This is a genomic window from Halomonas sp. HK25, assembly GCF_047795635.1.
Classification (GTDB): domain Bacteria; phylum Pseudomonadota; class Gammaproteobacteria; order Pseudomonadales; family Halomonadaceae; genus Halomonas.
Genome location: NZ_CP181044.1, coordinates 3054419 through 3073977 on the forward strand (window position 1 = coordinate 3054419; position 19559 = coordinate 3073977).

Annotated in this window: 17 protein-coding genes; 1 reads left to right on the forward strand and 16 read right to left on the reverse strand. The window is 68.1% G+C overall.

Translation table 11 applies throughout. The features are described 5' to 3' along the window. Positions 1-47: 47 nt before the first annotated feature. The 8 genes from ACM26W_RS14430 to yrfG all read right to left on the reverse strand — a co-directional run bounded on the left by ACM26W_RS14430 (position 48) and on the right by yrfG (position 9387). Positions 48-566: a disulfide bond formation protein B gene (locus ACM26W_RS14430; RefSeq protein WP_416137668.1), complete on the reverse strand. Its 519-nt coding sequence runs from the start codon at positions 564-566 to the stop codon at positions 48-50. Beyond that, positions 563-2176 carry a glutamate--cysteine ligase gene (gene gshA / locus ACM26W_RS14435; RefSeq protein ID WP_416137669.1) on the reverse strand — a complete coding sequence of 538 codons (1614 nt, stop codon included), beginning with the start codon at positions 2174-2176 and terminating at the stop codon, positions 563-565. The genes ACM26W_RS14430 and gshA overlap by 4 nt, the downstream gene beginning before the upstream one ends. Before the next feature lie 37 nt (positions 2177-2213). Beyond that, positions 2214-4610: a Tex family protein gene (locus ACM26W_RS14440; protein WP_416137670.1), complete on the reverse strand. Its 2397-nt coding sequence runs from the start codon at positions 4608-4610 to the stop codon at positions 2214-2216. 301 nt (positions 4611-4911) lie between these two features. Next, positions 4912-5421, reverse strand: coding sequence for a peptide-methionine (R)-S-oxide reductase MsrB (msrB, locus tag ACM26W_RS14445; RefSeq protein ID WP_416137671.1), 510 nt, complete (start codon positions 5419-5421; stop codon positions 4912-4914). 100 nt (positions 5422-5521) lie between these two features. Continuing rightward, positions 5522-7075: a phosphoenolpyruvate carboxykinase gene (locus tag ACM26W_RS14450; RefSeq protein WP_416137672.1), complete on the reverse strand. Its 1554-nt coding sequence runs from the start codon at positions 7073-7075 to the stop codon at positions 5522-5524. 248 nt (positions 7076-7323) lie between these two features. Next, entirely contained in the window at positions 7324-8199 is an 876-nt protein-coding gene (gene hslO, locus ACM26W_RS14455; RefSeq protein ID WP_416137673.1) for an Hsp33 family molecular chaperone HslO, read from the reverse strand. 95 nt (positions 8200-8294) lie between these two features. Continuing rightward, positions 8295-8684, reverse strand: a complete 390-nt coding sequence (hslR, locus tag ACM26W_RS14460) for a ribosome-associated heat shock protein Hsp15 (RefSeq protein ID WP_416137674.1) — start codon at positions 8682-8684, stop codon at positions 8295-8297. Next, a complete protein-coding gene (yrfG, locus tag ACM26W_RS14465; protein WP_416137675.1) occupies positions 8677-9387 on the reverse strand; it encodes a GMP/IMP nucleotidase in 711 nt (236 codons plus the stop codon). The genes hslR and yrfG overlap by 8 nt, the downstream gene beginning before the upstream one ends. A 74-nt stretch (positions 9388-9461) precedes the next feature. Here yrfG and nudE point away from each other — a divergent pair, with 74 nt between their 5' ends. Beyond that, positions 9462-10088, forward strand: coding sequence for an ADP compounds hydrolase NudE (gene nudE / locus ACM26W_RS14470; RefSeq protein WP_416137676.1), 627 nt, complete (start codon positions 9462-9464; stop codon positions 10086-10088). 3 nt (positions 10089-10091) lie between these two features. Here the strand turns inward: nudE and ACM26W_RS14475 are convergent, their stop codons facing one another. From ACM26W_RS14475 to ribE, 8 genes are all read right to left on the reverse strand, one after another. Next, entirely contained in the window at positions 10092-11180 is a 1089-nt protein-coding gene (locus tag ACM26W_RS14475) for an oxidoreductase (RefSeq protein ID WP_416137677.1), read from the reverse strand. 58 nt (positions 11181-11238) lie between these two features. Further along, entirely contained in the window at positions 11239-13083 is a 1845-nt protein-coding gene (ilvD, locus tag ACM26W_RS14480; protein WP_416137678.1) for a dihydroxy-acid dehydratase, read from the reverse strand. A gap of 109 nt (positions 13084-13192) precedes the next feature. After that, on the reverse strand, positions 13193-15655 hold the full coding sequence (gene lon, locus ACM26W_RS14485; protein WP_416137679.1) for an endopeptidase La: 2463 nt from the start codon (positions 15653-15655) through the stop codon (positions 13193-13195). A gap of 109 nt (positions 15656-15764) precedes the next feature. Then, positions 15765-17000: a DUF945 family protein gene (locus tag ACM26W_RS14490; RefSeq protein WP_416137680.1), complete on the reverse strand. Its 1236-nt coding sequence runs from the start codon at positions 16998-17000 to the stop codon at positions 15765-15767. Positions 17001-17058: 58 nt separating this feature from the next. Further along, positions 17059-17532: a phosphatidylglycerophosphatase A gene (locus ACM26W_RS14495; protein ID WP_416137681.1), complete on the reverse strand. Its 474-nt coding sequence runs from the start codon at positions 17530-17532 to the stop codon at positions 17059-17061. Beyond that, positions 17529-18533 carry a thiamine-phosphate kinase gene (gene thiL / locus ACM26W_RS14500; protein WP_416137682.1) on the reverse strand — a complete coding sequence of 335 codons (1005 nt, stop codon included), beginning with the start codon at positions 18531-18533 and terminating at the stop codon, positions 17529-17531. Before thiL ends, ACM26W_RS14495 begins: the two co-directional genes overlap by 4 nt. 13 nt (positions 18534-18546) lie before the next feature. Beyond that, positions 18547-19050, reverse strand: coding sequence for a transcription antitermination factor NusB (nusB, locus tag ACM26W_RS14505; RefSeq protein WP_416137683.1), 504 nt, complete (start codon positions 19048-19050; stop codon positions 18547-18549). Next, positions 19047-19541 carry a 6,7-dimethyl-8-ribityllumazine synthase gene (gene ribE / locus ACM26W_RS14510; protein WP_416137684.1) on the reverse strand — a complete coding sequence of 165 codons (495 nt, stop codon included), beginning with the start codon at positions 19539-19541 and terminating at the stop codon, positions 19047-19049. The genes nusB and ribE overlap by 4 nt, the downstream gene beginning before the upstream one ends. Positions 19542-19559: the final 18 nt, after the last annotated feature.

Sequence of the window (19559 nt, forward strand, 5' to 3'; positions counted from 1 at the left end):
CAGGGAGTCCAGACTCGCCCGCCCCGGGGGCGCTGTCAATCCCCGGATCACCCCCGCTCCCGAAACGCCGCGAGCACCAGGCCCAGCGGCGCCACGGCCAGCACCAGAAAGCCGATCAGCGTCCAGCCCGGCAGCGAGATGCCGAGCAGCAGGAAGTCGATCTCGGCGCACTCGCCGGAGCCGGAGAGCACCATGGCCACCACGTCACGCCAGGGCAGCAGATCCATCATGTAGTCGAGCCCCGGGCCGCAGCTGGGCACCTCCTCCGGCGGCAGCGACTGCAGCCACAGGTGGCGCCAGGCCACGCCGATGCCGCCGGCCACGGCGGCCAGCCCCAGCACGCCATAGACACCGGCACCGACACGCCCCCTGGGGTTGTGGATGGCGGCCACCGCAAACACCGCCGCGGCGGCGAGTACCGCGACCCGCTGGAAGATGCATAGCGGGCAGGGGTCGAGCCCGACGACATGCTCCAGGACAAGGGCCACGGCCATCATCAGGGCGCAGAAGGCCAGCCCGGCGAGGCTCCAGTGGCGCACGGAGAGTCGGGCCAGGTGCGCCCTCATGGGCTCACCTCCCCGATGATGCGCGACTCCCGGGCGCGGGCGAAGTAGTCGGCCAGGAAGTCATCGAAGTCGACCCGGTCGGCGGCCTCGATCTCCTGCTGCTGGCGCTGGGAGATCCCCACCAGTTCCTCGAACAGCGCCTGGCGAGCCGGGTCCATGGGCTCGCATCGCAGCCGTTCGGCCTGCTCCCGGGCGAGGGCCAGCATGGCATCGCTAAACTCTTCACCGCTCTCCTTGAGGCGGGCCAGCAGCTGCCCGGAGGGCGTGAGCGAGGGGTCGGCCAGACGCGGAGCCAGGGCGGCCACGGCGTCCCGGTGGGGGTTGCCCTCTTCCAGTTCGTCGAGCAGGCCGGCCACACCGTCGATCGCGGCCAGGATCTCGCCGCCCCACTCCGCCACGCTGCGGCCACGGCCCTGGTCGCACAGGCGCAGCTCGGGGTCGCGGCCGCGCTCCACCACCAGGCGACGATTGTCGTCGAGGCTCTCGCACTCCTCGTCGGAGATCCAGGGGCTCTCGGCGAGCAGGCACCACATCACGAAGGCATCCACGAAATGGATCTGCGTCTCGTCCAGCCCCAGGGTCAGCAGCGGGTTGAGGTCGAGGCAGCGCACCTCGATGTATTCCACCCCGCTGGCCTCCAGGGCCTGGCTGGGGGTCTCGCCGTGGCGGGTCACTCGCTTGGGGCGAATGTCGCTGTAGTACTCGTTCTCGATCTGCAGGATATTGGCGTTGAGCTGGCGCCAAGCGGCGCCGTCCTTCACGCCCAGCGCCGCGTAAGCAGGCCAGGGGGTGGAGATGGCGTTGCGCAGGGTGTTCACGTAGTTGGAGAGCGAGTTGAAGCAGATCTTGAGCTGGGCCTGTACCTTGTTCTGATAACCCAGGTCCGACATGCGCAGGCTGGTGGCCCAGGGGGAGATCAGGGTCTCGGTGCCATGGGCCTGGAGCTTGTCGGGGATCTCGCGTCCGTCGGGCAGGAAGCTGCGATCCAGCGCCGGGGAGGCGCCGAACAGATAGAGCAGCAGCCAGCTGTGGCGGCGGAAATTGCGAATCAGCCCGAAGTAGCGCTGGGAGCGATAGTCGGCCATGGGGGTGTCGGCCGCCCCCTCCATCGCGCGCAGCAGTTTCCAGAGGTCGTCGGGCAGGGAGACGTTGTAGTGCACCCCGGCGATGGCCTGCATGATGCGCCCGTAGCGCACGTCCAGGCCCTTGCGGTAGACCCGCTTCATGGTGCCCACGTTGGAGGTGCCGTAATCGGCAATGGGCACGCTGTCGTTGCCGGACAGGCGCGAGGGCATGCTGGCCGGCCAGATCAGCTCGTCACCCAGATAGCGGTAGGTATAACGGTGCAGGTCGCCCAGGAAGGCCATGGCGTCGGCGGGCCGGCAGGTGACCGGCGTGATGTACTCCAGCAGCGCCTCCGAGTAGTCGGTGGTGACGTGCGGGTGGGTCAGCTTGGAGCCCAGCGCGGCGGGATGCGGGGTCTGGGCGATACGACCCACGGGGTTGACGCGCAGCCCCTCCTTCTCGAGGCCACGACGCAGGCGGCTGAACTGCCCCTGGCGGGCGGGGCCGGCCAGACGCTCGATGAGAGTGGCGAGTGAGTCGGACAAGGTAACACCCCTGGTAGTGGAAAATTAGCGTGGAAGGTTAGCGCTTCTGTTTGGCCTTGAGCAGGGCGGCACCGAGGGCACCCATCTGTCCCTGCTGATCTCCCGAGTCGCGTCCGCCACCCTTGCGGGGGGGCTTCTGGCCACCGGCTTTCTGGGCGCCCGGTTTCTGAGCCTCGGGCTGGCGGCTGCTGGTGCCTCGGCGCGGCTTGCCGCCACCCTCCTCGTCCGGCTGGTCGTCCAGTCGCATGGAAAGGCCGATGCGGGCACGCTCAAGGTCGACGCTCATCACCTTGACCTTGACGATATCGCCGGCCTTGACCACCGAGCGCGGGTCCTCGACGAACCTTTCGGAGAGCGCCGAGATATGTACCAGGCCATCCTGATGGACGCCGATATCGACGAAGGCGCCGAAGTGGGTGACGTTGGTGACGCTGCCCTCGAGGATCATGCCGGGCTCCAGGTCCTTGAGGGTCTCGACCCCCTCACGGAACTCGGCGGCCTTGAACTCGGGGCGCGGATCGCGGCCGGGCTTGTCCAGCTCGGCGAGAATGTCGGTCACGGTGGGCACGCCGAAGCGCTCGTCGGCGAAGTCGGCAGGCTTCACCGCCTTGAGCGTGGCGCTGTCGCCGATCAGGCTGCCGAGATCCCGGCCGCTCTGCCTGGCGATGCGCTCCACCAGCGGGTAGGCCTCCGGGTGCACGGCGCTGGCGTCCAGCGGGTTGGCGCCGTTCATGATGCGCAAAAAGCCCGCACACTGCTCGAAGGTCTTGGGCCCGAGGCGGCTGACGTCGAGCAGCTCCTTGCGGCTGGTGAAGGCGCCCGCGGCGTTGCGCCGGGCGACGATCGCCTCGGCCAGCCCCGCCGAGAGCCCCGCCACCCGGGAGAGCAGCGCGCTGGAGGCGGTGTTGAGGTCAACCCCCACGCCGTTCACGCAGTCCTCGATCACCGCTTCGAGGCTACGCGACAACTGCAGCTGGGAGACGTCGTGCTGGTACTGGCCCACGCCGATGGACTTGGGCTCGATCTTGACCAGCTCGGCCAGCGGGTCCTGCAGCCGGCGAGCGATGGAGACCGCACCGCGGATGGTGACATCGAGGTCGGGCAGTTCCCGGGAGGCGTACTCCGAGGCGGAGTAGACCGAGGCACCCGCCTCGCTGACCATCACCTTGGAAAGCGCCTTCTTGCCGGCCCCAGATCTAGAAGCAAAGGTCTTCACCAGATCGCCGGCCAGGCGGTCGGTCTCGCGACTGGCGGTACCGTTGCCCACGGCGATCAGCGCCACGTCGTGCTTCTCGACCAGCCTGGCCAGCTCGGCCAGCGACGCCTCCCAGGCGTTGCGCGGCGCATGGGGGTAGATGGTGGCGTGGGCCAGGAACTGACCGGTGGCATCTACCACGGCGACCTTGCAGCCGGTGCGCAGGCCCGGGTCGATGGCCAACGTGGCCTTCTGACCCGCCGGCGCGGCCAGCAGCAGGTCCTTGAGGTTGGCGGCGAAGACATCGATGGCCTCAAGCTCGGCGCGCTCACGCAGCCGGCCCATCAACTCGGTCTCGAGATGAGTGTAGAGCTTGACCCGCCAGGTCCAGCGCACCACGTCGCGCAGCCACTTGTCCGCGGCCCGCCCCAGGTCGCGGATATCGAAGTGGCGGGCGATGGCGACCTGGGCCGGATGGATCGGCGCCTCGTCCTCCCCGGGCAGCCTGATGGCGAGCGTCAGCACCCCCTCGTTGCGGCCGCGGAACATCGCCAGCGCCCGGTGGGAAGGGGTCTTCGCCAGCTTCTCGTCGTGTTCGAAGTAGTCGGAGAACTTGGCGCCCTCGGCCTCCTTGCCGGCAATCAGCCGAGCGCTGAGTTCGCCCTCCTGCCACAGCCGCTCGCGCAGCCGCCCCACCAGCTCGGCGTCCTCGGCGAAGCGCTCCATGAGGATCTGGCGGGCGCCGTCGAGAGCCGCCTTGGCGTCTTCCACCGCGGGAATGTCGTCCTCGGCGGCACGAAGGTACTTCGCCGCCTCGGCCTCGGGCTCCAGGGTGGGGTCGGCCAGCAGGGCATCCGCCAGGGGCTCGAGGCCCGCTTCGCGGGCGATCTGGGCCTTGGTGCGACGCTTCTTCTTGTAGGGCAGGTAGAGATCTTCCAGGCGCTGCTTGGTGTCGGCGGCCTGGATCTGCCCCTTGAGTTCGGCGGAGAGTTTGCCCTGTTCGTCGATGGCGGACAGTACCGCCGCACGGCGCTCCTCAAGCTCTCGCAGATAGCCGAGGCGCTCGTGAAGGTTGCGCAGCTGGGTGTCATCGAGCCCGCCGGTCACCTCCTTGCGGTAGCGGGCGATGAAGGGCACGGTCGCCCCGCCGTCGAGCAATTCCACCGTGGCCGAGACCTGCTGCGGGCGAACGGAAAGCTCCTCGGCGAGGCGCGTGATGATGCGGCTGGTGGCGTCCATGTAACCCCTTCGCTGATGCTCGAGAATCAATCGCGACAAGGTACCATAAGCCCGGCTGCGCCGGGAGCCGTAAGCCGTAAGCCGTAAGCCGTAAGCCGTAAGCTGGAAGCTGGAAGCTGGAAGCTGGAAGCTGGAAGCTGGAAGCTGGAAGCTGGAAGCTGGAAGCTGGAAGGCAGCTTGATGTCGCCAGCTTTGGGGTCAAGGTTTTTCTTCCAGCTTATAGCTTAAGGCTTACAGCTCCCGGCAAAGCCGGGCCGGTTTTTCTTCCGGCTTCCAGGAGCGAAGCGACGCTCTTCAAGCTTCAAGCTCCCGGCGAAGCCGGGTGAAAGCTCAGCGCCAGGCCATTGTTACACCAGCGCAGGCCGCTGGGCTCGGGGCCGTCGCTGAACACGTGGCCCTGGTGGCCGCCGCAGCGGGCGCAGTGGTACTCGACCCGCGGCCAGAGCATGCTGAAGTCGAGGCGGCTCAGCAGGTGCCCCTCCACATGAGTGAAGAAGCTTGGCCAGCCGGTGCCGGAGTCGTATTTCATCTGGCTCTCGAAGAGTGGCAGCTCGCAGCCGGCACAGCGATACTCGCCGTCGCGCCATTCGCCGTCCAGCGGGCTCGACCAGGGGGGCTCGGTGCCATGATCGCGCAGGATCTCGTACTGCTCGGGGGTAAGGCGCTCGCGCCACTCGGCGCTGGAGAGCTCCAGACGCTCCAGGCCGGGGGCGGCCTCGAGCCTCAGCCGGGGGAAGCCGAGGGCGACACCGGGCAGCAGGGCCATGGCCCCGGCGGCACCCGCCAGGCCCAGGAAATGCCGTCGTTTCATGCTTCTTCTCCATCAGGGACAGACAGCAGAACGGGGGAGCGGCAGTGCCGCTCCCCCGTTCTGACCGCCCTGACTAGCGACGGTTCTCAAGCCAGGGGTCTCAGGTCAGGCTGGGCCCTGCCTTGACGATGGCCGCGTTGACGCCGTCGAACTTCTTGAAGTTGTCGACGAACTGCTCGGCCAGGTCCTGACGCTTGCGATCGTAGGCGTCCTTGTCTTCCCAGGTCTCGCGCGGGTCGAGCAGACGGGAATCGACGCCCGGCACCGCCACCGGAACCTGCAGATTGAGGCCGTCGATCTGCTTGGTCTCGACCTCGCGCAGCACACCGGTCTGGATGGCGCTGATGATGGCGCGGGTGGTGGGGATGGAGAAGCGCGAGCCGCCCTCACCGTAGGAGCCGCCGGTCCAGCCGGTGTTGACCAGGTAGACCTGGGCGTCCTTCTCGTCCACGCGCTTGATCAGCAGGTCCGCGTACTCGCGGGCCGGACGCGGGAAGAAGGGGGCCCCGAAGCAGGTGGAGAAGGTGGTGGAGAGGCCTTCGGCGGAACCCATCTCGGTGGAACCCACCTTGGCGGTGTAGCCGGAGAGGAAGTGATAGGCCGCTGCTTCCTTGGTGAGCACGGAGACCGGCGGCAGCACGCCGCTCATGTCGCAGGTCAGGAAGACGATGGCGTTGGGCTCACCAGCGCGGTTCTCGGGCACGCGCTTCTCGACGTGCTCCAGCGGGTAGGCGGCGCGGGAGTTCTGGGTCAGGCTGTCGTCGGCGTAGTCCGGCTCGCGGCGATCGTCGAGAACCACGTTCTCCAGCACGGTACCGAACTTGATGGCGTTCCAGATGACCGGCTCGTTCTTCTCGGAGAGGTCGATGCACTTGGCGTAGCAGCCACCCTCGATGTTGAAGACGGTGCCCGGGCCCCAGGCGTGCTCGTCGTCACCGATCAGGTAGCGGGCCTGGTCGGCGGAGAGGGTGGTCTTGCCAGTGCCGGAGAGGCCGAAGAACAGGCAGGTCTCGCCGTCCTCGCCGACGTTGGCGGAGCAGTGCATGGGCAGCACGTCGGCGGCCGGCAGCAGGAAGTTCTGCACCGAGAACATGGCCTTCTTCATTTCGCCGGCGTAGCGCATCCCGGCGATCAGCACCTTCTTCTGGGCGAAGTTGATGATTACGGCGCCGTCGGAGTGGGTGCCGTCGCGGGCCGGCTCGCACTCGAAGCCGGCGGCGTTGATGATGGTCCACTCCTCCTTCGCGGAGGGGTTGTAGGCCTCCGGGCGCACGAACATGGTGCGTCCGAACAGGTTCTGCCAGGCGGTCTCGGTCTGTACGCGAACCGGCAGGTAGTAGGTCGGGTCGCTGCCCACGTGGAGCTCCGACACGTAGTGCTCCTTGCCCAGCAGGTAGTCCTCGACGCGGGCCCAGAGGGCATCGAACTTCTCGGCGTCGAAGGGACGGTTCACGCTGCCCCAGTCGATCTGTGCACTGGTGGACGGCTCATCGACAAGGAAACGGTCCTTTGGGGAGCGCCCGGTGCGCACACCGGTATTCACCACCAGGGCGCCATTGGCGGCCAGGCGGCCCTCGCCGGTGGCCACTGCACGCTCGATCAGTTCGGCGCTGCTGAGGTTGACGTGGGCTTTGGGAGCTTGGGGTGTGGTCATGTCGGTTCCTGGGCCTTGCGGCCGATTCTCTCGTGTGCCGGGCGTCGGTGGCGACGCAGCGGGTATCTGCCATCGATCGCCGCTGCGGATGTGCCGTCTTGGGGCGAAGCGATCGAGCCGAAAAACGGCGCCATTATGGCAAAATCCGCCGCCGCGGGGAACGCCGTTTTTGGGCGAAATTCATGTAGTTTTTCTACAACATCACGGCATTTCACTACAGGATTGATTGTGCGTCGCAGCAATTCACCTCAGTGGACCACGGGTGGCGACGCATCGCCCTCGGCCAGCAGCGCCTCGACATCGGCCTCGTCGAAGTGATAGCGGGTGTGGCAAAAGTGGCACTGGGTGTCGATGCTGCCGTGCTCGGCCAGGACCTGGCGCAGCTCCGCCTGCCCCAGGGTCAGTAGCGCAGAGGCGATGCGCTCCCGGGAGCAGGTGCAGCCGAAACGCAGCGGTTTGGGATCGAAGACCCGCACCGGCTCCTGGTGATAGAGGCGCTGCAGCAGCGCCTCGGGACCGAGCGCCAGCAACTCCTCGTCCTTGACCGTATCGGCCAGGAGCACGCTGCGGTCCCAGGCATCCAGGTCCTGGTTCTGCGACTCGTCGGGCATGCGCTGCAGCAGCAGGCCGCCGGCGCGGTGGCCGTCCGCGGCCAGCCACAGATGCGTGGGCAACTGCTCCGACTGGACGAAGTAGGCGGCCAGGCAGCCGGCCAGGCTGTCGTGATCCAGGGCGACGATGCCCTGGTAGCGTTGCCCCTCCCGGGGGTCCAGGGTGATCATGATCTGCCCCTCGCCGAGCAACTCGAGGAAGCTCGCGTCATCGGCCGGCACCGGGGCGTCCTCGGCCAGGCGAGCGATGGCGCGCAGCTCGCCACCGGGGTTGGACTCGGCCATCAGCAGGGCCAGGGAGCCCTTGCCACGCACCTCGATGCTCAGGGTGCCATCGAGCTTGACGGTGTCGGTAAGTAGCGCCACGGCGGCGAGCAGTTCGCCCAGTAGGCGATTGACCACCGACGGGTAGGCGTGGCGGTCGAGCACCTCGGCGTAGGCCCGCTCGAGGGTCACGAGCTCGCCGCGCACGTTGGTGTTATCGAAGAGGAAACGCTGGATCTGGTCGGTCATAGGAGTCTGCGAGTCGTGAGTGCGCTGCGCGCTTGTGAGGAGTGAGCGCGGCGCTGGTAAGCGCGCTGCGCGCTTGTGAGTCGTGCGTCGTGGGGCTAGTCGTCAGGCTGCTGACGCTGGAAACGCTGGATATCCCGGCGCTGCTTCTTGTCGGGGCGCTTGAGCGGGTGCTGCATGGTCTGGTTGGTGAGACGGCGCGCCTCGGCCTCGCGTTCACGGCGCGCCACGCTCTCCTCCGTCTCTCGATAGAGCGCACGCGCCTCGGGGGCACCGCGACGCTGATCGGAGAGCGCGACGACCTCCACTTCGAGAAGGTCCCAACCCTGGGGCACGCGAACGAGGGCCCCCGCCTCGACGCTCCTGCTGGTCTTGGCCCGGGCGCCATTGTAGTGGACCTTGCCGCCCTCGATGGCCTTCTTGGCCAGGCCGCGGGTCTTGAAGAAGCGCGCCGCCCACAGCCACTTGTCGAGCCGGACGCTATCCATGGGCCCCCTCCTCCGGCGCGCTCCCCGTGGCGGCCCGCTGGCCGGGGGGCAGGTTGCCGGGCAAGATGGTGGCGAAGCGGTCCAGGGCAATGAACTCCTCGAGCTCTTTCTCGGGCCGGGTGCTGTCGGGCTGCTTGACGCCGAGCAGGTGGCGGATGCCAAACTTTCGGGCGCTCTCCAGCACCCGGGGATTGTCGTCGATAAACAGGGTGCGAGCCGGGTCGAAGGGCTCCACCGCCTGAAGGGCGGGCCAGAAGGCCGGCTCCTCCTTGGGCATGCCCAGGTCCGCCGAGGAGACGATGGCGTCCAGGTACTCCTCCAGGCCGGTGAGCGGCAACTTCAGCTCCAGGCTGGCGCGGTCGGCATTGGTGGCCAGCACCACCCGGGGGTGGGCCTGCTTGAGCCACCTGAGGAAGTCCAGGGCATCGCTTCTCAGGCCGATCAGGTGCTGGATCTCGCGCTTGAGGGCGATGATGTCGAGGTCAAGCTCGCGGCTCCAGTAGGCCAGGCTGTACCAGTTGAGGGTGCCCTGCTCGTGCAGCACCTTGGAACGCACCACCTCCTGGGTGGCTTCGTCGAGCTGGTGCAACTCCACGTAGCGCCTGGGCAGGTGCTCCAGCCAGAAGTGGCTGTCGAAATGCAGGTCCAGCAGGGTGCCGTCCATGTCGAGCAGGACGGTATCGATGGCGCGCCAGTCGATCATCGCGACTCCCGAGTGGTGGCTGGCAAGGGATGGTATTGTATCAGGCGCCTTCCCTACCCAGAAACGGAGCGCCCATGTCTGACGCACCCAGGTTCAAGTCTCCAAGCTCCGAGGCCCCCGGGTCCGAGCCACAGTGGCCCCAGAAGCCCCAGGTGCTCGCCCGCCAGTCGGTGGCCAGGAGCCGTCTGTTCCACGTCGAATCCCTGGACCTGCGCTTCTCCAACGGCGAGGAGCGCACCTTCGAGCGGCTGACGGGCAGCGACCAGGGCGCGGTGATGATTGTCGCCATGCCCGATCCCGAGCACGTGCTGCTGATCCGCGAGTACGCCGCCGGCTTCGAGGAGTATGTGCTGACCCTGCCCAAGGGGCTGGTGGACCCGGGCGAGGATATCGTCAGCGCCGCCAACCGCGAGCTGATGGAGGAGTGCGGCTTCGGTGCCCGCAGCATCGAGCCGCTGGTGGAGCTCTCGCTGGCCCCCAACTACATGCGCCATCGCATGCAGGTGCTGCTGGCCAAGGATCTCTATCCGAAGCGGCTGCCCGGCGACGAACCGGAGCCGCTGATCGTCGAGACGCATGCCATCGAGGAGCTGCCCGCGCTGCTCGCCCGAGAGGACTTTCACGAGGCGCGAGCCATCGCCGCCCTCTACATCGCCCGGGACCGGCTGCGCGCCGACACCACCCGGCCATCGCTGTGGTAGCCCTCAGCGCCCCGATGCGTGCAGGCGACGCCTCAGCTCGTTTCCCTCCTTGAAGCGCAGCCAGCGCCCCTGGCGATAGCTGTCCAGGCCGGTCTCGAGCAACGTCATCACGTCCATGGCCTCATCGAGGGTCACCGGCGGCGGCGTCCCGCGCAGCAACGCTTCGGCGATGCCCGCATAGTAGGCGGGCCAGTCACCCGGCAGGTTGGGATATTCCAGGCCCTCGGCTGACTCACCCTCGCGCTCGGCCAGCATCAGGCGCCCCGCCTGCGGATCGTCCCCCCAGCCGGGTGCCGGGGCCTTGCCCGCCTTGAGCCACGCCTCCTGGGGGTCCAGGCCGAACGTCACGTAGCTGCCGCGAGTGCCATGCACCCGAAAGCGCGGCGTGGGCTCGGCCACCAGCGAACTCGCCTGCAGGGTCACGCGCAGGCCGTCGTACTCCAGCAGGCAGAGAAAATCGTCGTCCACCTCGGCGCCTTCGCGCACCGTGGCGAGCTCCAGCAGGATCGCCTTGGGCATGCCGAACAGGGCCCGCACCTGATCGAGCAGGTGCGGCCCCAGGTCGAACCAGATCCCGCCGCCCGGCTGGTGGTGGTCCCGCCAACGGTCTGTGACCGTGGGTCGAAACCGGTCGAAGCGCGACTCCAGGGCCACGACCCGCCCCAGGGTTCCGGCCTCGAGCAGCCCTCGCAGGGTCAGGAAGTCGCTGTCCCAGCGACGGTTGTGGAAGACGCTGATCAGCCTATCGGCGCCTTCCGCCTGGGTGCGTAGCAGCCGCGCCTCGGAGAGCGATACCGTGAAGGGCTGGTCGATGACCAGGTGCTTGCCTGCCGCCAACGCCGCCTTGGCAAGCGGATAGTGGGTCTCGTTGGGGGTGGCGATTACCACCAGGTCGATATCGCGCCGGGCAAACAGTGCCGGCGCCCTGGCCAGCACTTCCACCTCGGGCAGGACGGCGTGAACCCTGTCGGCCTCGCCGCTGACCACCGCGACAAGCTCCATGCCGGGGGTGGCCTGGATCAGGGGGGCGTGAAGTGACTTGCCCGCCATGCCGAAGCCGATCAGGCCGACGTTGAGGGTGTAGGTCTTCATGATGCGGCTTCCCTGCTGAAATGGACGCCCCGGCGCAGGCCCGGGGCAGGCGGAGCGCTCAGTCGAGCCTGGAGAGGTCGCGTACTGCCCCCTTGTCGGCTGAGGTGGCGAGCAGCGCGTAGGCCTTGAGCGCCGCCGAGACCTTGCGCTCGCGCGGGCTGGCGGGCTTCCAGGCCTCACTACCCCTGGCCTCCATGGCCTCACGGCGGGCGGCCAGCTCGGCGTCGGTCAGCTTGACGTTGATCGCCCGGTTGGGGATATCGATCTGGATGGTATCGCCCTGCTCCACCAGGCCGATGGCGCCACCGGCGGCGGCCTCCGGGGAGACGTGGCCGATGGAGAGCCCCGAGGTGCCGCCGGAGAAGCGCCCGTCGGTGAGCAGCGCACACGCCTTGCCGAGCCCCCTGGACTTCAGGTAGGAGGTCGGATAGAGCATCTCCTGCATGCCTGGGCCGCCCTTGGGCCCCTCGTAGCGAATCACCACCACGTCGCCCTCCTTCACCTTGCCCTCGAGGATGTCCGCCACGGCCTGGTCCTGGGACTCCACCACGTGGGCCGAGCCCTCGAAGACCAGGATGGAGTCGTCGACGCCGGCGGTCTTCACCACGCAGCCGTCCTGGGCGATGTTGCCGTAGAGCACGGCCAGGCCGCCTTGGCGGGAGAAGGCATGCTCCAGGTCGCGGATGCAGCCGGTGGCGCGGTCACCGTCGAGGCTGGGCCAGCGCGCGGCCTGGGAGAAGGCCACCTGGGTGGGCACCCCGCCGGGGCCAGCCTTGAAGAACTCCACCACCTCGGCGCTGGGGCTGCGCATGATGTCCCACTCGTCCAGCGCCGCCTTGAGGGAGTCGCCATAGACGGTGGGCACCCGGGTGTCGAGCACGCCGGCGCGGTCGAGCTCGCCGAGGATCGCCATGATGCCGCCGGCGCGGTGCACGTCTTCGATATGGTACTTCTGGGTGTTGGGCGCCACCTTGCACAGCTGCGGCACCTCCCGCGACAGCCGGTCGATATCGGCCATGGTGAAGTCGACCTCGCCCTCCTGGGCGGCGGCCAGCAGGTGCAGGATGGTGTTGGTGGAGCCGCCCATGGCGATATCGAGGGTCATGGCGTTGCGAAACGCCGCCTTGGAGCCGATGGCGCGGGGCAGCAGGTGCGCCTCGTCGCCTTCATAGACGCGCTTGGCCAGTTCGACGATGCGGTGGCCGGCATTCTCGAACAGGCGGCGGCGGTCGGCGTGGGTGGCCAGCACGGTGCCGTTGCCCGGCAGCGCCAGGCCCAGCGCCTCCATCAGGCAGTTCATGGAGTTGGCGGTGAACATGCCGGAACAGCTGCCACAGGTGGGACAGGCGCTGCGCTCCACCTCGGCCAGGGTCTCGTCGTCGACGCTGTCATCGGCGGCCATCACCATGGCGTCCACCAGGTCGAGGCCATGGTCGAGCAGCTTGGTCTTGCCGGCCTCCATGGGGCCGCCGGAGACGAAGATCACCGGAATGTTCAGGCGCATGGCGGCGTTGAGCATTCCCGGGGTGATCTTGTCGCAGTTGGAGATGCACACCAGGGCGTCGGCACAGTGGGCATTGACCATGTACTCGACGCTGTCGGCGATCAGGTCGCGGCTCGGCAGCGAATAGAGCATGCCGTCGTGGCCCATGGCGATGCCGTCGTCCACCGCGATGGTGTTGAACTCCTTGGCCACGCCACCGGCCTTCTCGATCTCGCGGGCCACCAGCTGCCCCATGTCCTTCAGGTGCACGTGGCCCGGCACGAACTGGGTGAAGGAGTTGGCCACGGCGATGATCGGCTTGTGGAAGTCGTCATCCTTCATGCCGGTGGCACGCCACAGGGCGCGGGCGCCGGCCATGTTGCGGCCGGCGGTGGTGGTGCGGGAACGATACTCGGGCATGGTGTCCTCTCGTGGTGCGCCGCCCGTGGCAGGGTCCGGGCGGATCTGATGTTCAGTCAACCGTGGATTTTGTCACGAGCGGCGCGGCCATACCACAGCGGCCGAGGGCCTAGCCGAACACCACCCGGGCCACGTCCTTGTAGCGCCTGGCGAAGTGCACCGTCACGCCCTCCTTGAGGTAGTCGGGCAGCTCGTCGTAGTCGCGGTGATTGGCCTCGGGCAGGATCACCTCGAAGATGCCGCTGCGCCGGGCGGCGATCACCTTCTCGCGGATGCCGCCCACCGGCAGCACCTGGCCGGTAAGGGTCAGTTCGCCGGTCATGGCCAACGGCCGCTCGATGGACTGGTGCTTCGCCAGCGAGAGCAGCGCCGTGGTCATGGTCACCCCCGCCGAGGGGCCATCCTTGGGCGTGGCCCCCTCCGGCACGTGCAGGTGCACGAAAGCGGAATCGAAGAAGTCGGCGTCAGCGCCGTACTCGGCCAGGTGACCCAGCACATAGCTGTAGGCGATATTGGCCGATTCCTGCATCACCTCGCCGAGCTTGCCGGTGAGCTTGAAGCCGCGGGTGAGCGAATGCACCTTGCCGGCCTCGATGGGCAAGGTGGCCCCGCCCATCGAGGTCCAGGCCAGGCCGGTGACCACCCCCTCCCCCTTGAGCACCTGCTCCTTGCGAAAGATCGGCGCGCCGAGGAAGGTCTCGAGGTTATTCACCGAGACCTTCACCGACTGCTGGTCGTTCTCCAGCAGTATCACCGCCGCCTTGCGCACGATGCGGTGAAGCTGCTTCTCGAGCTGACGTACCCCGGCCTCCCGGGCATAGCCCTCGACCACCTGGCGCAGCGCCGCCTCGGTGAGATTGATGCGCTTCTTCGGGATATTGGCGCGCTTGAGGAGCCTGGGCCACAGATGGTTGCGCGCGATGGCCAGCTTCTCCTCGGCGATATAGCCAGAGAGCCGAATCTGCTCCATGCGGTCGAGCAGTGGCCCGGGGATCGCATCCAGGGTGTTGGCGGTGCAAACGAACAGCACCTTGGAGAGGTCCAGGCGCACGTCCAGATAGTGGTCGAGAAAGTCCACGTTCTGCTCCGGGTCGAGCACCTCGAGCAGCGCCGAGGCGGGGTCGCCCTGGAAGGACTGGCCCATCTTGTCGATCTCGTCGAGCATGATCACCGGATTCTCGACCTCGACCTCCTTGAGCGCCTGGGCGAGCTTGCCGGGCATGGCGCCGATGTAGGTTCGCCGATGGCCCTTGATCTCCGCCTCGTCGCGCATGCCGCCCACCGAGAAGCGGTAGAACTCGCGCCCCAGCGTCTCGGCGATGGAACGGCCCACCGAGGTCTTGCCGACCCCGGGCGGGCCGACCAGCAGCAGGATGGAACCACCCACGTCGCCCTTGAAGGTGCCTTCGGCGAGGAACTCGACGATGCGCTCCTTCACGTCGGCCAGGCCGTCATGGTCGCGGTCGAGCACCTGTCGGGCGTGGACCAGGTCTAGCTGGTCCTGGCTGTGCACGCCCCAGGGCATGCTGGTCAACCAGTCCAGGTAGTTGCGGGTGGTGCCGTACTCCGGCGAACCGGTCTCCAGCACCGAAAGCTTGTCGAGCTCCTCCTCGATGCGGGTCAGCACCCGGGGCGGCACCACCAGGCTCTCCAGGCGATCGCGGAAGGTGTCGACGTCGTTCTCGCGGTCGTCCTTGGAGATGCCCAGCTCGCGCTGGATCACCTTGAGCTGCTCGCGCAGGAAGAACTCCCGCTGGCGCTCCTGCATCTGAGCGTTGACCTGGTCGCTGATCTCGCTCTGCAACTGGGCGACCTCGATCTCCTTGCGCAGCAGCGGCAGCACCTTCTGCATGCGGGCGAGCACCGGCAGGGTGGCCAGCACGTCCTGCAGCTCGCGCCCCTTGGCGGAGGTGATGGCGGCGGCGAAGTCGGTGAGCGGGCCAGGCTCATGGGGGCTGAAGCGGTTGAGGTAGTGCTTGAGTTCCTCGCCATAGAGGGGGTTGATCGGCAGCAGCTCCTTGATGCCGTTGATCAGTGCCATGGCGTAGGCGCGGGCCTCATCGGCCTCGGCATCGACCGGCTCGCGGGGGTAGCTCACTTCCACCAGGAAGGGTGGCTCCCGTGAGATCCAGCGCTGAATGCGGAAGCGCTGCAGGCCTTGGGCGATAAACTGCAGCTGCCCCTCCTCGCCCTGCAGCTTGTGCATCTTCACCGCGGTCCCGATCTCTGGGAAGTCGTCGTGGGCAAGCCCTTCCACGGCGGCCTCGCCGACGAAGGCCAGCCCCACGGTGTGATGCGACGTCTTGGCGACGCGCTGGATGGTCTCGTCCCAGCGCTCGCGGTTGATCACCAGCGGCTGTACCTGAGCCGGGAAGAAGGGGCGGTTATGGATCGGCAGCAGATAGATCCGCTCGGGAAGGGCGTCGCGGGCCGTCACCATGGCCTGCTGGCTCTCGCCGGGCTGGCTATCAACATGCTGGTCATCGAGGTCGAAGAGTTCGTCCTCGTCGTGGGAGTCGTGCAGCCACTCCGGCGCGCCCGGGTCGTGGTGGCGATCCTGCTCGTCGCTCATGGTTATCGTCCTGGTCCGATGGTGGCTCATGCCGTTGGCTCTGGAATGCGGGCGGACGGGCACCACTTCAAGTCAACCGGGTGCTGTCAGGTCGATCAAGCGCCTGGACTCACTGCCAGAGGGGCGGCATTGGCCGCCCGTTGACCCTGACCTCGCCGCGAATCACGTCGATCTCCAGATCCTGGGTGCCCAGCGGCAGACCCAGCCACAGGGAGATCACCGCCGGGACCTCGCGCCAGGTGAAATCGCCGTCCAGCCGCGCCAGCCAGCGCGCCCGCTCGGCCTCGTCGTCGAGTCGCGCCGGGCTCAGCTCGTCGAGGCGGCGCGGGTCGAAGAACAGCGACCCGTCGCCGCGGACGGCGAGCCCCAGCATGGGGCTCTCCAGATTCACCTCGGTCAGGTCCAGGCGCGGCGAGTCGATCAGGGTCGCCAGCAGTTCCGGCTCCAGGCGGGCCAGCAGCTCCCGGGGGGCGAGCTCGCGGGCCTGGGCCGCCTCCCGGCGCAGCCCTGCCAGCGCCTCGCGTAGCGCGTCGGCGTTGATCCGCGACACCTCCATGGCCACCCGCCCACTGAGCAGCACCTGTTCCGCCGCCAGGACCTCGCCAAGGGTCAGCTCGCTGTCGACGCGCAGCTCGCTGTCATCGAGCTGCATGCGGCTGCGGTAGAGCAGCTCATGGGCCTCCAGCTCCAGGCCGGGCTGCTGCCAGGCCAGCTGGTCGATTCGCAGCAGGTCCAGCTGGGTGAAGTGGTGGGCGCCGGCGGTATAGGCGTAGCGACTCTCCAGGGAGACCGGCCCGGAATCCAGCGTGGCCACGCCGTCGGTCAGGCGCCAGGGCTGCAGCCGAGCCCGCAGGCGCCAGTCGCCCTGCTGTCCCCCGAAGCTGAGCTGGCCTCCGCGAAAGTCGAGCTCGCGGGGGCCCTGGCTGATAAGGAAGGGGGCCAGCTGGATGCTGCCCTCCAGAGTGCGGCCCAGGGTCTGATAGCGGGCATGCCAGCGCGGCGGACTCGACGGCAGCCAGTCGCCGAACAGGCGCAGCTGGCGGGTGCCGGCATAGGGGTGCGCGTCACCCTCGATGCGGGTGCTGAAGACGCCGTGACGAGCCGCGTAGGAGAGCTCGAGCCGCCAGCCGTCGCCCAGCACCGGAGAGATGTGCACGACTCCTGAGGAGCTCAGCCAGCCGCGCTCCACCTCACTGCGCTCCATTACCATCTCGCCGCGGGCCTCCAGATCGACCAAGGCGCGGACCAGTTCCCGCTCGAAGAGCAGCGAGGCGAGGTACTGAGCCACCGCCCAGACCACGGCCAATGCCACCACCACGGGGACGATCAGTCGTTCCTTGCGCATAGCACCCCCTTCCCTGCTCGGCGTCGCCCGGGTGGGCGAGCCGCCACGCCTCGGCCGCTCAGTGTAGCCAGAACCAGATGTGCATGATGCTCCAGGCGTAGATGCCCGCCATCACGTCGTCGATCATGATGCCGAAGCCACCCGCCACGCGGCGGTCAGCCCAGCGGATCGGCCAGGGCTTGATGACATCGAAGATGCGGAAGAGCACGAACCCCCACAGGGCCGCTTCCCAGGAGAAAGGCACCGCGGCCATGGTGATCCAGTAGCCGACGAACTCGTCCCAGACGATGCCGGAGTGATCGTGGACGCCGAGGTCGCGGGAGGTCTTCTCGCACAGCCAGACCCCCCACACAAAAGCCACAAAAACCACCGACAGGTACCAGCCCAAGGGCAGTTCGGAGAGCAGCCAGTAGAAGGGAATGGCGGCCAGGGTGCCGAAGGTCCCAGGGGCCCAGGGCGATGCACCGCTGCCCAGGCCGAAGGCCAGGAAATGGGTGGGACGGTGCCAGATGCTGGGCGGCGCGCGATTCATGCCTGCCCCCCTTCGCCTTCGGCGCCTTCCGCCAGGAAGTGCTGCCAGCCGGCGCTGCCCGGCGCCGCCACCCCGCGCAGGCCGGGTTCGGCCTCGAGGTGACCGATCAGGGTGAGCGGCAGCCCCAGGGCAGCGAGCCGCGCGCGGGCCTCCTCGAAGTGCTCGGCGGGCAGGGTCACCAGCAGTTCATAGTCGTCGCCGCCGGTCAGCGCCGCCTGGCGGGCCCCCTCCTCGCCCAGCGCCTCGACGAGCCCGTCGGCCAGCGGCAGCGCCTCGGGGTCGAGGGAGGCGCCGACGCCGGAGCGCTCCAGCACATGGCCCAGGTCGGCCAGCAGGCCGTCGGAGACATCGATCGCGGCGCTGGCCAGTCCCACCAGCGCCTCGCCGGCGGCCAGGCGCGGCTGGGGCCGCAGGTAGCGGACCAGCAGCGGATGGGCCAGGTCTCGTTCGCCACGCTGCCAGAGCGCCAGACCACCGGCGCCGCCACCCAGCGCGCCGGTCACCGCGATGAGATCGCCCGGTCGGCCGCCGTGGCGAGTCAGCGCCGCATCGAACGCGACCTCTCCCATCACCGTCACGCCGATGGCGGTCGCCCCGCGGGTCACGTCGCCGCCCACCAGGGCGGCACCGCTGACCTCCGCGAGCGCACGAAAGCCTCGCGAGAAGCCCTCGAGCCAGGCCTCGTCGGCCTCGGCCAGGGTCAGCGCCATCAGGCACCAGCGGGCACGGGCGCCCATGGCCGCCAGGTCGCTGAGGCTGACCGCCAGGGCGCGATGACCCACCGCATCGGCGGGCGCGTCCTCCGGGTAGTGGACGCCGGCCACCGAGGTATCGACGCTCACCGCCAGCTGGCGCCCCACTGCGGGGACCAGCAGCGTGCAGTCATCGCCGACCCCCAGCGCCACACCGGCATCGGGGCCGGGTGGCGACGGGGTGAAGTAGCGGGCGATCAGCCCGAATTCACTGTGCTGACATTGACTGGGCACGGTTTCACTGACCATGGGGACATCCCCTTCAGCGGCGGCGGGCGGCCACTTCGGCGGAGCGCAGGCGCCCGGCGAGCTTGTCGAGGATGCCGTTGACGTACTTGTGGCCGTCGGTGGCGCCGAAGGACTTGGCCAGCTCCACTCCCTCGTTGATCACCACCCGGTAGGGCACCTCGAGACGCCGCGAGAGCTCATAGGCCCCCAGGCGCAGGATGGAGAGCTCGATGAGGTCGAGCTCCTCGAGCTTGCGGTCGAGCAGCGGCGCGATGGAGGCGTCCAGGTCGGCCTTGAAGCGCGCCACGTTGTGCAGCAGCTCATGGAACAGCGCCAGGTCGGCGATCTCCATGACCTTGAGCCAGTTCTCGTGGTCCTCGAGGTCGTCGTCGGCCAGCTGGCTGCGGAACTCCGCCTCCACCGCGCTGATCGATTTACCGGTCATCTGCCACTGATAGAGGCCCTGCACCGCCAGTTCCCTGGCGGCACGGCGTGAGAGCTGTGCCTTGGAGGGCCCCCTGGCGCGCTCGCCACTCATGCCTCACCCCCGTCGTCATCACCGAAGCAGCGCAGCAGGGAAACCATTTCCATGGCCGCCATGGCCGCCTCGGCGCCCTTGTTGCCGGCCTTGGTGCCGGAACGCTCGATGGCCTGCTCGATGGAGTTGACGGTGAGCACGCCGTTGGTGATGGGGGTCTCGAACTCCAGTTGCAGGGTGCCCAGCGCCGCGTTGCAGCCGCCGGCCACGTACTCGAAGTGAGGGGTGCCGCCGCGGATCACCGCGCCCAGCGCGATCACCGCATCGGGGTGGGCCACCTTGAGGACCTTCTTGACCGCCAGCGGCAGCTCCCAGGCACCCGGCACATGGACGATATCGATGTTCTCACCGGCCACGCCGTGGCGCACCAGGCTGTCAACGGCGCCTTCCACCAGGCTGTCGACCACGTGATGGTTGAAGCGGCCCACGACGATGACGTAGCGGCCATCCACGTCGATGAAGCTGCCTTCCACTTGAGAAATGGGTTCCATGTCTGTCTTCCTGATGAT